Source organism: Achromobacter pestifer, assembly GCF_902859625.1.
Taxonomy (GTDB): Bacteria; Pseudomonadota; Gammaproteobacteria; order Burkholderiales; family Burkholderiaceae_B; genus Achromobacter; species Achromobacter pestifer.
In genome coordinates, this window is the sequence record NZ_CADIJX010000010.1 from 1 (window position 1) to 13507 (window position 13507).

A 13507-nucleotide genomic window follows, 5' to 3' on the forward strand; every position below is an offset into this window, starting at 1 on the left:
CTTGTGAATAAGCTCGGGTTTAACCCCTTGCTTAATCACAGTGCATCGCATCAAGCGCCCACACTTATCGGTTGTTTAATTGTTAAAGAGCGGTACTGCAAATTCTGTACTGCACTTCCGAATCCGGCTCGCTTCGCTTTCGCGTTGCGCGCTGTTTTCAGCAGCAGAGAAGCGAGATTATGAAGGAGTTTTTTTCGCTTGTCAAGTCAGCGCCACATCGTTTCGCTTTCTTGCCGGCGACCCCTTCAGGCCCACTTCTCTTTAGCAGCTATCGAAACACCAGGGTTAACCCTAAGTTTTCGGCAACTGCCAAGCCTGAAACTATAACACAACTTTTGCAGATTATGCAACCGGCTTCTGCCTGATTTGCACCCTATCTTGCAACCCCGGCGCTTTCGCGCTGGCTCTGAAATCCAGAGGTTGGTTACTGCTCAGGTGGCTAGCAATTAGATCCGGGAAAACCCTTAATCGTCATCACCAGCCAAGCCCCAGACTATAGCACGATTTTTGCAGATTACGCAACTGGCTTTTGCCTGATTTGCTGCAATCCTTGCAATAACCGCTTGGCGTTCATTCCTGAACCCTTTGCGGCAGACTGGCTGGGTTGCCCCGGGGTTACCCCCTGCCTGGCCTGTTGTGCTTGCTTGGCTTCGCGGCTCAAAAAACTGCTTGAACTGCGAAGGAGCGAGACTATAGCACGGAATTTTTCCGGTTCAAGCCAGGATGACACCCATTTTGCAGAAAGATGAACTTTTTAGGGGACGCACCCTGCCTGCCAAGCTAGTTAGACCCGATCTGCCTATATATAGAGGGTTGGATCCTCCTGCGGATGGGGGCTCCGCGCTGAGCCTCCTCTCTCTATATATAAAGGGCTAAGGTACTCAGATAGTACCTATGGTGTCCCCTGAAAGCAGGAGCCCCCGGGTGCGGATCTACATCCTCTATATATAGAGGCATCAGCTAGATATGGCGAAACATCAAGAGAGGCATCAACTACAGCCTTAGCTCCGTCGTCTCCTTGATCTGCTGAAGTGCGAAGAAGGAGCGCATGTCGATGACCGCCGGATGGCGCATCAGCGTGTCCATGGCAAAACGAGAGAAATGGGCCAGGTCTGCGACCTGGATGCGCAGCAGATAGTCCATGTCACCGGACATGGCGTAGCACTCGACCACTTCCGGCCAGAGTTGCACATCGCGGGCGAAGTCGCTCATCGGTGCGTGGCTGGAGCCACTGTGCTTGTTCAACCGGATGTTCACGTAGGCGAGCAGCCCCAAACCGACCTTTTCGGCATCTATCAAGGCCACATACTTCTTGATGAATCCCTTTTCCTCCAGCCGACGAACCCGGCGCAGGCACGGACTAGGCGATAGGGAAACCCGGTCGGCAAGTTCCTGATTGCTGAGGCGCCCGTCGCGCTGCAACTCAGCCAAAATCCTTAGATCTGTCCTATCAAGCTCGATGTCAGACATTTTTTGCCCTGAAAATTTTATATACGGCAATATTATTGCTCAGACTACCGACTTTCGCGCCATCTTTGCAATTGTCTGCCCGGGGTTCCTTCCTACAATCTGGGTCTAGACTTGAAGAACAAGTCGTCCTGACAAAACGATGCAAGGGAGCAGATTTATGAGCAGCGCTTTCCAACCCTGGGACAACCCGATGGGCACCGCCGGGTTCGAGTTCATTGAATACGCCGCGCCGGACCCCGCCGCGCTGCGCAAGGTGTTCGAGCTGCTGGGTTTCAAGGCCATCGCCAAGCATCGCCACAAAGACGTGACCCTGTATCGCCAAGGCGGCGTCAACTTCCTGATCAACGCAGAACCCGATTCTTTCGCCCAGCGCTTTGCGCGCCTGCATGGCCCGTCGATCTGTGCGATTGGTTTTCGCGTGCAGGACGCCAATGCCGCCTACAAGCGTGCGCTGGAGCTGGGGGCCTGGGGTTTTGATTCGCACAGCGGCCCGATGGAGCTGAATATCCCGGCGATCAAGGGGATCGGCGACTCGCTGATCTACCTGGTTGATCGCTGGACGGGCAAAGAAGGCCACGGCGGGATTGGCGACATCAGCATCTATGACGTGGACTTTGTGCCTGTGGATCCGGACAACGCGCAAGCCGACCTGAACCACCGCGGCGCTGGCTTGACGCTGGTGGACCACCTTACGCACAACGTGCATAAGGGCCGCATGGCGGAGTGGTCCGAATTCTACGAGCGCCTGTTCAACTTCCGCGAAGTGCGCTACTTCGATATCGAGGGCAAGGTCACGGGTGTGAAATCCAAGGCGATGACCTCGCCTTGCGGCAACATCCGCATTCCGATCAACGAAGAAGGCACGGAAGAAAAAGGCCAGATCCAGGAATACCTGGACTTGTACCGCGGTGAAGGCATCCAACACATCGCCATGGCCACGGAGGACATCTACGGCACCATCGAAGCGCTGCGCAAGACAGGCGTGGTGTTTCTGGACACCCCGGAAACGTATTACGAATTGCTGGATCGCCGCCTGCCCAACCACGGCGAAGACGTGGCCCGCCTGCAAAAGAACCGCATCCTGCTGGATGGCGCTCCGGGTGGCGGCCTGCTCTTGCAGATCTTCACCGAAAACCAGATTGGACCGATCTTCTTCGAGATCATCCAACGCAAAGGCAATGATGGCTTCGGCGAAGGCAACTTCAAAGCCCTGTTTGAATCGATCGAACTGGACCAGATGCGACGCGGCGTGGTGAAGAGCGTCGACTAACCGCTTCCCCCGCCGGCGTTCGATGCCTGGCATCGGCGCCGGCTTTGAAGCCTCACCTGGTGGTGAGGTTTTTTTTTGCCCTCAGCCGTACAGCGCTTAACGCTTAGCGCTGCAAGCGGTCCTGGAACTGCTTGCGGAACTTGGCAACCTTGGGCGCGATCACGAACTGGCAGTAGCCTTGCTCGGGGTGCAACGCGAAATAGTTGCTGTGATAGTCCTCGGCTTGCCAGAACTTGGTGGGCGGCAACAACTTGGTGATGATGGGCGCATCGTAGACCCGCTGGGCTTCGACTTCGGCGATTACGGCCTCGGCCTGTTCGCGCTGGGATTCGTTCTGCCAGAAGATCGCGGATTCATACTGCGGGCCGATGTCATTGCCCTGGCGTCCCGGGGTGGTGGGGTCGTGCGTGGCGAAGAAGACCCGCAGCAGATCGCTGAATGACAGCTCGGCGGGATCGAATTCGACCCGGGCGACCTCGATGTGGCCGGTGTCCTTGCCGCAGACCTGCTCGTAGCTGGGGTTGTCCACATGCCCGCCGCTGTAGCCAGGCAACACGCTTTTGACGCCCTTCAGTTCCGTGAAGACCGCTTCGACGCACCAAAAGCAGCCGCCGCCGAGAATGGCGACTTCATTGCCTGGGGATGCTTGTTCTGCCATGACGATTCCTTTCTTGTAGACGGCCGCAACCTGCGGCCGGCGCCCCCGGGCTTCGTGCGCGGGGCATAGAGAATAAGACTACTGCTTGGGCGGCGCCAGCGACAAGATCCATTCGGCCAGCAGACGGGCGTCTTCCTGGCTGACATGGGTTTGCGCGGGCATGGGCACGGCGCCCCAGGCACCGCGGCCGCCGCCGCGAATCTTGCCTGCCAGATAATCCACCATGGCGTCGCCCTGCCCCGCATAGCGCTCGGCCACGCTTTTCAACGGCGGCCCGACACGCTTGGCTTCCACCTGATGGCAGGCCATACAGGCCTTGCTCTTGGCCAGATCCAGGCCAGTGGTTTGCGCCTGAACCGCGCCGGCGCTCAAGACGCCGGCCACGGCCACCCACAGACTAATCTTCAAATGCATCGGTTACTGCCCCACGGCTCGCGGTGCTGGCGAGCTTGCCGAATTTGGCGAGCACACCGCGTGTATAACGCGGCTTGGGTTGAACCCAGGCCTGTCGACGAGCCGCCAGGTCTTCGTCGCTGATATTGAGCTGCAAGAGCAGCTTGTGGGCATCGATGGTAACCGAATCGCCTTCTTGAATCAGCGCAATCGGGCCGCCAACGAAGGCTTCTGGCGCCACGTGGCCGACGACCATGCCCCAGGTGCCTCCGGAGAAACGGCCATCGGTGATCAGCCCCACGGTTTCACCCAGACCCTGGCCGACCAGCGCCGAGGTGGGCGCCAGCATTTCCCGCATGCCGGGGCCGCCCTTGGGGCCTTCATATCGGATGACCACTACGTCGCCATCCTTGATCTGACGCGCCATGATGGCTGTCATGGCATCGTCCTCGGAATCGAAGACGCGCGCAGGACCCGTCATCACGGGATTCTTCAGGCCGGTGATCTTGGCCACGCAGCCTTCAGGCGACAGGTTGCCCTTCAAGATGGCCAGATGCCCTTGCGGATACAGGGCGCGATCCAACGGCATGATGACATCCTGATCCGCGCGGGGCGCGTCTGGAATGGCGGCCAGCGTTTCAGCAATGGTCTTGCCGCTGATCGTGATGCAGTCGCCGTGCAGCAATCCGGCGTTGAGCAGCAATTTCATGACCTGTGGGATGCCGCCCGCGCGATGCAGATCAGTCGCGACATACTTGCCTGACGGCTTCAGGTCGCACAACACGGGGACGCGCTTGCGGATGCGTTCAAAGTCATCAATGGACCACGGCACTTCGGCCGCGTGCGCGATGGCCAGGAAATGCAGCACCGCATTGGTCGATCCCCCCGTGGCCATGATGACGGAGACGGCGTTTTCGATGGACTCCCGCGTGATGATGTCGCGCGGCCGAAGATTGCGTCTGACCGCGTCCACCAGCACCCGCGCCGATTCCGCGGCCGACACGACTTTTTCCTCGTCTTCGTTGGCCATCGTGCTGGAGTACGGCAGGCTCATGCCCATCGCCTCGAACGCGGAGCTCATGGTATTGGCGGTGTACATGCCACCACAGGAGCCAGAGCCAGGAATGGCGCATTTTTCGATCTGCTTGAAATCGGCCTCGGGCATGCGGCCCATCGTGTATTCGCCCACGGCCTCGAACACCGACACGATGGTGAGGTCGCGGCCCTTGTAATGGCCCGGCTTGATGGTGCCGCCGTAGACGTAGATACCTGGCACATTGGTGCGTGCCAGCGCGATCATGCCGCCCGGCATGTTCTTGTCGCAGCCCCCGATCACCACCACGCCATCCATCCACTGGCCCTGCGCGGCGGTCTCGATACAGTCCGCGATGACTTCACGCGAGACCAAGGAATATTTCATGCCCTCGGTACCCATGGACATGCCGTCGGAAATGGTGGGGGTGCCAAACACTTGAGGGTTGGCGCGCGAGGCGCGGATGGCGTCGATGGCGGCATCCGCCAGGCGCTGCAACCCGCTGTTGCACGGTGTGATGGTCGAGTGGCCGTTGGCTACGCCGACCATGGGGTTGTCGAAATCTGCTTCTTGATAACCCAGCGCGTAGTACATGGCGCGGTTGGGCGCGCGCGCGACGCCGTGGGTGATATGGCGGGAACGTTCGTTGTTCGGCATGGTCTGTCTCTCCTGGGCCGTCGGGGCGCGGACATGGCGAACGCACCCTGGGAAGCTGGCTCGCTTGCATGCATGCGAATCTTCAGTGCTCGCCGGTTATTATCATTCAACTTTATTGTGTCGGGCAGAACATGCTGCAATATCCAAAATTCGATCCCATTGCCTTGCAGATCGGGCCGCTTGCCATCCACTGGTACGGCCTGATGTACCTGGCGGGTTTCGCCCTGGTGTATCTGCTTGGGCGCCGCCGCATCACCAGCGGCCACACGACGTCGTTGAACGTGCGCGACCTGGAAGACCTGATCTTTTATAGCGTGCTGGGCGTGGTGCTGGGCGGCCGGCTGGGGTACGTGCTGTTCTACAAGCCTGCGTACTACCTGGCACACCCGCTGGAAGTGGCGTACTTGTGGCAAGGCGGCATGTCGTTCCACGGCGGCCTGATCGGCGTGATCCTGGTCATGCTGCTGTTTGCCCGCAAGAAGAAACTGCCCTTTTTCGCGGTCAGTGACTTCATCGCGCCCCTGATTCCGCTGGGCCTGGGTTTTGGCCGGCTGGGCAACTTCATCAATGGCGAGCTATGGGGCCGGCCGACCGACGTGCCGTGGGCCATGGTGTTCCCCGACAGTGGCGACGGGCTGGCACGCCATCCCTCCCAACTTTATGAATTGGGCCTGGAAGGCATCGTGCTGTTTGCGCTGCTGTGGTGGTTTTCGAGCAAGCCGCGCCCACTCGGACAGGTGAGCGGGCTTTTCCTGATGGGTTACGGAACGTTCCGCTTCCTGGTGGAATTCACCCGCGAGCCGGACAACTTCCTGGGTCTGCTCGCGGGTGGGTTGAGCATGGGACAGTGGCTGTCCCTGCCGATGGTCGCCTTGGGCGCCATCATGTTCAGTCTTACTGCAAAACGATCGTCCCGTTAACGGCGATGCTGACCGTGACGTCTCCCGCTTCCAGCGGGACGTCCGGGCTGTAGCCACCCGAGGCGTCCTTGGCCATGGCGGCAGCGCCCAGCATGCGCGGCATCGGCACCGCGCCCCCCGAGCCGCCCAATTCCAGCTTGGACAGGCGGTAGCCCGAGAAACCGAATGCATTGGCTGCGGCCAGCGCGCGGTCCTTGAAGGCTTGGGCGGCTTCTTTCAGCAGCTTGCGCTCTTCGGCCTCGCGGGCTTCGCGCGACAACGAGAAGCTGATGTTGGAAATGGCGGTCTTGTCGGAAAGCTTGGACGCCAACGCGGCGGCGGCTTCGAAGTCTTTCGATTCCAGCACGACCTCACCCTGACCACGCCACGTGCCGATCTTGCCCTTGCTGTTGGTATTGGGCCAGACGTTGTAGCCCCCCGTACGGACTTCGACGCCCTTGGTGTCGCGCGCACGCTTGACGACATCGTCCAGCGCGGCGGTCAACTTCTTGCCGGCGGCGGGCTGATCCGGCGCTTCGACTTCAGCAGACAACGAAATGCGGACGGTGTCCTGTTTGACTTCGGAGGACGCCGCGGCTTGCAGCGTCATTTCCGGCGAACGGTTCGTGGACGATTCCGTGGCGACAGGCGCCTGCGCTTGCGCATAAACCGGTTGAACAGCGGCGATGGCGGCCACGGCTGCGCACGCTGCGCCGAGTTTCGTCAGCGAAAAAACAGGGTGTTTGAACATGGACTGGTCCTAGGAGGGAGGACAAAGGGAAGAGCAAGGGGGGATGGTGAGGCACCCGACGCGGACCTGCACTTAGGGCAGGCCCGCTGGGATAGATGCCCCGCCTGTGCCGTCAAGGCCGGCATCTCGAACCCTAAGGTAAGAGGTGGTCGCGTTCCGCAGAGCGTCGGGTTCGTCTACGAGAGACGATCACTCCAGCTCTACACTCCCGCAACCATATGCCGAAAGCATAGGTTCAGAGAATGTATGGCCTAGTCACGGACACGGCAGGGACAAACTGAAAATTCTTGAATACTGCTTATGAACGGTTAGAGCAGTTTTTCCTGACCCGACAAGGCGTCATCGAGTACTGCGTTCATGTCCTCAATTCTACGCTTGAAGTCGCCGACTGCCAAACCGCCCAGCGGACCATCTGGCGCTTTCATGGCGAGGAGTTCGCCCGCGACTTGCAAAGCCGCCATCACGGCGATGCGTTCGTTGCTGGAAATCTTGCCCGTTCCCTGAATGCGCAGCATCAGTTGGTCCACATGGCGCACAGCGGCCATCAGCGTGGGCTTCTCTTCAGCGGAGCATGCCAGGGAGTAGTCGCGTCCCAATATGGTTACATCTACGCGTTCCATCAGTGTTGCTCTCCAGACGGTGCACCCGGCAAGCGGGCCAGCACGGCGTCGATGCGCTCGCGGGCTGCGGCAGCGGCCACGCGCAAGCGCTGTAGTTCCGTGTCGCGCGTTTGCAGGTTGCCCTGCAATTCGGTTTCCCGGGCGGAGAAACGCGATTCGAGCGACTGGCGTTCGGTGGCTTCGCGAGCGAGTTGTTCGCGCAAGGCGACTTCAGCCTGCTGAGCCTGTTCAAGCATGGCGGTGACCGCGCCGTCATGATCTTGAAGCTTGCTTTGCAGCGTGACGATGTCAGCCTCGCGCTCGGCGGCGCGCTGCTTCAGCACACGCTGCTCAGCTTCAAAGTCATTCAGGCGGAGGCGCAACGCATCACGCTCTGCGTGGAGTTGGCGGGTGCGTTGCACCAGTTGCCCGATTCGGGCGGCGAGTTGGTCTAGATCTTGCAGCATGGGCGCTATCGTAAACCATCCTGAGTTCAATCGGGCCTCTTCACGCAAGGTGAGAAACCCGGCAATATTCGGTAGGAAATACGCTGACGATGCCAGCCGAGCCGGGCTGGGCAATTCTCGCTCCGAAAAAAAGTCCCGCCTCCTCCAAATTCCCCGCATCCGGCCGATCTGGCTTTCGCATTTCTTTCTATAAACTTTCACTTAGCTTTCAAAAAGCCCTCAATCCCCCCGTGTCGTTACATCTGGGGATCGGGAGTACCCGAATTCTAGGGAAAACCCCAGGCTTTCACCGAGCTTACAGGGTTTGCAGCGTGGCGGGCGTCCATTACCATTCGCCCTTTCAAGAAACCACGTCGTCGCTTTCAGAAGAACTAATGGCACCCCGAAGTGCCTTTTTTGTGCCTGTCACTCGCCTTTCGGTGAGTCCCATCCGGCTACAAACTTTTTTATCTACATGCTGTAAACAGGAGCCAACCAATCATGCAGCTACGCAATCGACAGGACTTCTGGTCAGGGGTGATGTTCATCGCCCTTGGACTGGGATTCGCCTGGCAAGCCAGCAGCTACTCTATGGGTACTGCGGCCAGGATGGGCCCAGGGTACTTTCCTTTCTGGCTAGGCATTGTTCTGGCTTTGCTGGGCGCCATCGTGCTGCTTGGCTCGATGTCAAAGAAAGCCCATGAAACGCACGTCGAAAAGTTCGACTGGCGCATCGTCTTCCTGGTGGTCGGATCCGTCGTCTTGTACGGCTTGGTCCTGAAGCTGCTGGGTATCTATATCTCGGTATTCATCCTGGTTGTCGTGAGCAGCCTGGCCAGCCATGAGTTCAGCCTGAAAGTCGCCGTTGCCAACGCGATCTTCCTGGTGATCTTCTCGTATCTGGCATTCGTCAAGGGGCTGGGGCTGATCTTCCCGCTGTGGCCGTCCTTTCTGGGCATGAACTAAGGAGCAACCGGTCATGGAATTGTTTGACAATCTGATGTTGGGCTTCTCGGTGGCGTTCACGCCCGAGAACCTGGCTTACGCACTGCTGGGCTGCATCCTGGGTACGCTGATTGGCGTGCTGCCGGGCATTGGCCCCGTCCCGACCATCGCGATGCTGCTCCCGATCACGTACGTGCTGCCCCCGGTGGCCGGCCTGATCATGTTGGCGGGTATCTATTACGGCGCCCAATACGGTGGCTCCACCACGGCGATTCTTGTGGCCCTGCCAGGAGAAACGTCCGCGGTGGTGACCGTGCTGGACGGCCACCAGATGGCCCGTAACGGCCGTGCTGGCGCCGCGCTGGCCATCGCCGCGCTGGGTTCGTTCTTCGCCGGTTGCGTTGCCACGCTGCTGCTGGCCGCGTTCGCACCCCCGCTGGCTGAAGTCGCCTTCAAGTTCGGCCCCGCCGAGTACTTCTCGCTGATGTGCTTGGGCTTGGTCGGCGCCGTGGTGTTGGCCTCGGGCTCGCTGCCCAAGGCGATCTCGATGATCATCCTGGGTCTGTTGCTGGGCATGGTCGGTACCGACGTCAACTCGGGCGTTGCCCGCTTCGACTTCGGCGTGCCGGAACTGCAAGACGGCATCGACTTCGCTATCGTGGCCATGGGCGTGTTCGGCTTTGCCGAAATCATGACCAACCTGGAGCAGAAGGAAAACCGCGTCGACATCACCGACAAGATCGGCTCGCTGTACCCGAACAAGCAGGAATTCAAGGAATCGTACCCGGCAGTGCTGCGCGGTACGGCCCTGGGTTCGGCCCTGGGTATCTTGCCGGGCGGTGGCGCCGTGCTGTCGTCCTTCGCGTCGTACACGCTGGAAAAGAAGATCTCGAAGAATCCGGAGCGCTTCGGCAAGGGCCACCCGGCCGGCCTGGCTGGTCCGGAATCGGCGAACAACGCCGCGGCCCAGACGTCGTTCATCCCGCTGCTGACGCTCGGCATCCCGGGTAATGCCGTGATGGCGCTGATGGTCGGCGCGATGACGATCCACAACATTCAGCCCGGCCCGCAAGTCATGACGAGCCACCCGGAGCTGTTCTGGGGCCTGATCGCCTCGATGTGGATCGGCAACCTGATGCTGGTGGTGCTGAACCTGCCGCTGATTGGCCTGTGGGTCAAGCTGCTGAAGGTGCCCTACCGCATCTTGTTCCCGGCGATCCTGGTGTTCTGCACGATCGGTGTGTATTCGCTGAACTACAACGCTTTCGACATCTTCACCACCGCCATGTTCGGCATCGTCGGCTACGTGTGGTCGAAGCTGAAGTGCGAAGGCGCTCCGCTGCTGCTGGGCTTGGTTCTGGGCCCCATGATGGAAGAGAACTTCCGTCGTGCCCTGCTGCTCTCGCGTGGCGACTTCACCACCTTCGTGACGCGCCCGTTGTCGGCATCGCTGCTGGCTGTCGCTGTATTCCTGGTGATCCTGGTGGCCCTGCCCGCCATTCGCAAGAAGCGCGAAGAGACCTTCGTCGAAGAAGAGTAAAACGCGGCTCGCCGCCTATTGGCGGCGGTCTCGCCTTTCAAAAACCCCCGGGGCTTGCTCCGGGGGTTTTTCTTTGCGCGGCCGAACTCACGCGCGCCAAACGCTACTAACTACTACAACAGGCTACCAAGCGTAGAGCGCTGCCTGGTATCTACGTTAAGCTACGGGTTTACCCCACGCGATTATTCGGCATGAATTTCAACTGGAAGAATCCTTACCCCACCACCCGCATTCCGGTGTTCGCCCGCAATGTGGTCGCCACCTCGCAACCCTTGGCCGCCCAGGCCGGTTTGCGGATTCTGGCCCTTGGCGGCAACGCCGTGGATGCGGCCATTGCCGCGGCCGCCACGCTTGCCCTGACCGAACCGGTCAGCAATGGACTCGGTTCCGACTGCTTCGCCATCGTCTGGGATGGCTCGAAACTGCATGGATTGAATGCCTCGGGGCCGGCACCCGCCGCGTGGAATGTGGATTACTTCCGGCGCAAGCATCAAGGCGTGATCCCGATGCGCGGCTGGGACAGCGTGACGATTCCCGGTTGCGTGGCTGGCTGGGCCGCCCTGCATGAAAAGCTGGGCAGCTTGCCGTTTGCCGACGTGCTGGCACCTGCCATCGAATATGCGGAGCGCGGCTATGCCGTGTCGCCCACCGTGCAGGAGAAGTGGGTAGCGCAGGCCGACATCCTGCAACCCCAGCCTGGGTTTGCCGAACATTTCCTGCCGCGCGGCCGTGCCCCTCACATCGGCGAGCACTTCGTGTTGCGGGGCGCGGCGGCAACGCTCAAGCGCATCGCGGCGACGGGCGGACGAGACTTCTATGAGGGCGAAAGCGCCCATAAATTGGTGGCGCATGCGCAAGCGCACGATGCCGCCCTGACGCTGGCGGATCTACGCGACTACACGCCGGAATGGGTAACCCCCATCAGCCAGACCTACCGCGGCCACACCGTGCATCAGATCCCACCCAACGGCCAGGGCATTGCGGCCCTGATCGCGCTGGGCATCTTGCAGAATTTTGATCTGGCGGCTCGCCCGGTTGACCATGCCGACACGCAACACCTGCTGATCGAGGCCATGAAGCTGGCATTTGCGGATGTTTATGCCCAGGTGGCTGATGCACGCCATATGCGGATGACGCCCGAACAGATGCTGCGGCCTGATTACCTGGCACAACGCGCCCGGATGATCGACCCCAAGGTGGCCCAGGCCTTTGCCTCTGGCCATGCGCCGCAAGGCGGCACGGTCTACCTGACCGCTGCTGACAAGAACGGCATGATGGTCAGCTTCATCCAGTCAAATTACATGGGTTTCGGGTCCGGCGTGGTGGTACCAGGCACCGGAGTCAGCCTGCAAAACCGCGGACATGGCTTCAGCACGCAGCCCGAGCATCCCAATGTGGTGGCTGGGGGCAAGCGGCCCTTCCATACGATCATCCCGGCTTTCCTGATGCGCGACGGCGCCCCGGTCATGAGTTTTGGCGTCATGGGCGGCAATATGCAGCCCCAGGGGCAAGTACAAACGCTGGTGCGGCTGCTGGACTACGGTCAGCAGCCGCAGGCCGCCTGTGACGCGCCCCGTTGGAAGTGGAACCACGGATTGGCCGTGGACGTGGAAACGGGATTGGCTTCAACCGTGACGCAAGGCCTGCGTGCGCGCGGCCACGTACTGGAAGGCATCGACGACCCCTACATGGACTTCGGTTCGGGCCAGTTCATCTGGCGGCTGGGCGATCCGGCCGTGGACGGCTATGTCTGCGCGAGCGACAGCCGGCGAGATGGACTCGCCGCCGGCTTTTGATTGCGTTAAGGTTAGTGTCCTGAGACTGACCTTACCTACATAGAGCGGAGTCCCCTGCATGGCAACGATCGGTACCAAGAGCTACGAGGCGGTAGTAGCCCAGAAAGTCGCTTTCCTCGGATTGGGCGTCATGGGCCTGCCCATGGCGGGCCACCTGGCCCGCGCCGGGCACGACGTGACCGTCTATAACCGCACTTCCGCCAAGGCGCAGGCCTGGGCTGCCGAATTCGGCGGCCGCCATGCCTCCACGCCACGCGAAGCCGTGGCGGGCGCGCAAATTGTGTTCGCCTGCGTGGGCAATGACGACGATCTGCGCAGCATCGTGCTGGGGCCGGATGGAGCGTTCTCGGGCATGGCGCCGGGCGCGGTGTTCGTGGATCACACGACCGCCTCGGCCAATGTGGCACGCGAGCTCTACGCGCAAGCCAAGGACCTGGGCCTGAATTTCGTGGACGCACCCGTCTCTGGCGGCCAGGCCGGCGCCGTCAATGGCGTGCTGACCATCATGTGCGGTGGTGAAGAAGCCGTATTCAATGCGGTCAAGCCCGTGGCGCAGAGCTTCGGCCGCGCGGTCACGCTGGTGGGCGCTCCGGGTGCTGGCCAATTGGCCAAGATGGTCAACCAGATCTGCATCGCCGGCATTGTGCAGGGCCTGTCGGAAGCCGTGGCCTTCGGTCAGGCGGCCGACCTGGACATGAAGCTGGTGTTGGACGTGATCAGCAAGGGGGCCGCGCAAAGCTGGCAGATGGAGAACCGCGGCGGCACCATGGTCGATGACAAGTTCGAGTTTGGCTTTGCGGTGGACTGGATGCGCAAGGACCTGGGCCTGGTCTTGGCCGAGGCGCGCAACAACGGCGCGCGCGTACCGGTGACGGCGCTGGTGGACCAGTTCTACGGCGACGTCCAGAAAATGGGCGGCAGCCGCTGGGACACGTCCAGCCTGGTGAAACGCCTGCGCGACTGATCTCCTGCCCGCGCCATGCGGGCAGGCAGGAAAAAGGCGAACCTGATGGTTCGCCTTTTTTTCGGCACGACAGCGGCGCTGCGCGC

The 13507-nt window shown here is 60.7% G+C and carries 13 protein-coding genes and 1 other RNA gene; 6 read left to right on the plus strand and 8 right to left on the minus strand.

Annotated features, from left to right (window positions below; translation table 11 throughout):
- Positions 1-993: 993 nt before the first annotated feature.
- Positions 994-1470 (minus strand): Lrp/AsnC family transcriptional regulator, encoded by a 477-nt coding sequence (locus tag HV753_RS26375; RefSeq protein WP_006221896.1) that lies wholly within the window; start codon positions 1468-1470, stop codon positions 994-996.
- Between the two features lie 157 nt (positions 1471-1627).
- On the opposite strand from HV753_RS26375, the gene hppD reads away from it, so the two are divergent.
- Positions 1628-2740: a 4-hydroxyphenylpyruvate dioxygenase gene (gene hppD, locus HV753_RS26380; RefSeq protein WP_175177540.1), complete on the plus strand. Its 1113-nt coding sequence runs from the start codon at positions 1628-1630 to the stop codon at positions 2738-2740.
- Between the two features lie 103 nt (positions 2741-2843).
- Here hppD and msrA read toward each other — a convergent pair whose 3' ends face one another.
- From msrA to ilvD, 3 genes are all read right to left on the minus strand, one after another.
- On the minus strand, positions 2844-3398 hold the full coding sequence (gene msrA, locus HV753_RS26385) for a peptide-methionine (S)-S-oxide reductase MsrA (protein WP_175177541.1): 555 nt from the start codon (positions 3396-3398) through the stop codon (positions 2844-2846).
- A gap of 78 nt (positions 3399-3476) precedes the next feature.
- On the minus strand, positions 3477-3812 hold the full coding sequence (locus tag HV753_RS26390; RefSeq protein ID WP_175177542.1) for a c-type cytochrome: 336 nt from the start codon (positions 3810-3812) through the stop codon (positions 3477-3479).
- Positions 3796-5481, minus strand: a complete 1686-nt coding sequence (gene ilvD / locus HV753_RS26395; RefSeq protein ID WP_175177543.1) for a dihydroxy-acid dehydratase — start codon at positions 5479-5481, stop codon at positions 3796-3798. The genes HV753_RS26390 and ilvD overlap by 17 nt, the downstream gene beginning before the upstream one ends.
- Before the next feature lie 131 nt (positions 5482-5612).
- On the opposite strand from ilvD, the gene lgt reads away from it, so the two are divergent.
- Entirely contained in the window at positions 5613-6401 is a 789-nt protein-coding gene (gene lgt, locus HV753_RS26400; RefSeq protein WP_175177544.1) for a prolipoprotein diacylglyceryl transferase, read from the plus strand.
- Here lgt and HV753_RS26405 read toward each other — a convergent pair.
- The 4 genes from HV753_RS26405 to HV753_RS26420 form a co-directional block, all read right to left on the minus strand.
- A complete protein-coding gene (locus tag HV753_RS26405) occupies positions 6376-7131 on the minus strand; it encodes an SIMPL domain-containing protein (RefSeq protein WP_175177545.1) in 756 nt (251 codons plus the stop codon). The two genes, lgt and HV753_RS26405, sit on opposite strands and share 26 nt — an antisense overlap.
- Before the next feature lie 93 nt (positions 7132-7224).
- Positions 7225-7407: non-coding RNA, 6S RNA (gene ssrS, locus HV753_RS26410), on the minus strand.
- 32 nt (positions 7408-7439) lie between these two features.
- A complete protein-coding gene (locus HV753_RS26415) occupies positions 7440-7751 on the minus strand; it encodes a cell division protein ZapA (protein ID WP_006217444.1) in 312 nt (103 codons plus the stop codon).
- Positions 7751-8197, minus strand: coding sequence for a hypothetical protein (locus HV753_RS26420; RefSeq protein WP_175177546.1), 447 nt, complete (start codon positions 8195-8197; stop codon positions 7751-7753). Before HV753_RS26420 ends, HV753_RS26415 begins: the two co-directional genes overlap by 1 nt.
- Before the next feature lie 480 nt (positions 8198-8677).
- Here HV753_RS26420 and HV753_RS26425 point away from each other — a divergent pair, with 480 nt between their 5' ends.
- From HV753_RS26425 to HV753_RS26440, 4 genes are all read left to right on the plus strand, one after another.
- Complete coding sequence (locus HV753_RS26425) at positions 8678-9142, plus strand: tripartite tricarboxylate transporter TctB family protein (RefSeq protein WP_175177547.1); 465 nt, start codon at positions 8678-8680, stop codon at positions 9140-9142.
- A 13-nt stretch (positions 9143-9155) separates the two neighbouring features.
- Positions 9156-10661 (plus strand): tripartite tricarboxylate transporter permease, encoded by a 1506-nt coding sequence (locus HV753_RS26430; protein WP_175177548.1) that lies wholly within the window; start codon positions 9156-9158, stop codon positions 10659-10661.
- A gap of 191 nt (positions 10662-10852) precedes the next feature.
- The gene (locus HV753_RS26435) at positions 10853-12457 is read left to right on the plus strand and encodes a gamma-glutamyltransferase family protein (RefSeq protein WP_175177549.1); all 1605 of its coding nucleotides are present in this window, start codon (positions 10853-10855) and stop codon (positions 12455-12457) included.
- A 58-nt stretch (positions 12458-12515) separates the two neighbouring features.
- Positions 12516-13421 carry an NAD(P)-dependent oxidoreductase gene (locus HV753_RS26440; protein ID WP_175177550.1) on the plus strand — a complete coding sequence of 302 codons (906 nt, stop codon included), beginning with the start codon at positions 12516-12518 and terminating at the stop codon, positions 13419-13421.
- Positions 13422-13507: the final 86 nt, after the last annotated feature.

Excerpts from the sequence above, each read along its gene's own strand:
- HV753_RS26430 (WP_175177548.1), top strand. The coding sequence starts at position 9,156 with ATGGAATTGTTTGACAATCTGATGTTGGGCTTCTCGGTGGCGTTCACG.
- hppD (WP_175177540.1), top strand. The coding sequence starts at position 1,628 with ATGAGCAGCGCTTTCCAACCCTGGGACAACCCGATGGGCACCGCCGGG.
- msrA (WP_175177541.1), bottom strand. The coding sequence starts at position 3,398 with ATGGCAGAACAAGCATCCCCAGGCAATGAAGTCGCCATTCTCGGCGGC.
- lgt (WP_175177544.1), top strand. The coding sequence starts at position 5,613 with ATGCTGCAATATCCAAAATTCGATCCCATTGCCTTGCAGATCGGGCCG.
- HV753_RS26390 (WP_175177542.1), bottom strand. The coding sequence starts at position 3,812 with ATGCATTTGAAGATTAGTCTGTGGGTGGCCGTGGCCGGCGTCTTGAGC.
- HV753_RS26440 (WP_175177550.1), top strand. The coding sequence starts at position 12,516 with ATGGCAACGATCGGTACCAAGAGCTACGAGGCGGTAGTAGCCCAGAAA.
- HV753_RS26415 (WP_006217444.1), bottom strand. The coding sequence starts at position 7,751 with ATGGAACGCGTAGATGTAACCATATTGGGACGCGACTACTCCCTGGCA.
- HV753_RS26435 (WP_175177549.1), top strand. The coding sequence starts at position 10,853 with ATGAATTTCAACTGGAAGAATCCTTACCCCACCACCCGCATTCCGGTG.
- HV753_RS26425 (WP_175177547.1), top strand. The coding sequence starts at position 8,678 with ATGCAGCTACGCAATCGACAGGACTTCTGGTCAGGGGTGATGTTCATC.
- HV753_RS26405 (WP_175177545.1), bottom strand. The coding sequence starts at position 7,131 with ATGTTCAAACACCCTGTTTTTTCGCTGACGAAACTCGGCGCAGCGTGC.
- ilvD (WP_175177543.1), bottom strand. The coding sequence starts at position 5,481 with ATGCCGAACAACGAACGTTCCCGCCATATCACCCACGGCGTCGCGCGC.
- HV753_RS26420 (WP_175177546.1), bottom strand. The coding sequence starts at position 8,197 with ATGCTGCAAGATCTAGACCAACTCGCCGCCCGAATCGGGCAACTGGTG.
- HV753_RS26375 (WP_006221896.1), bottom strand. The coding sequence starts at position 1,470 with ATGTCTGACATCGAGCTTGATAGGACAGATCTAAGGATTTTGGCTGAG.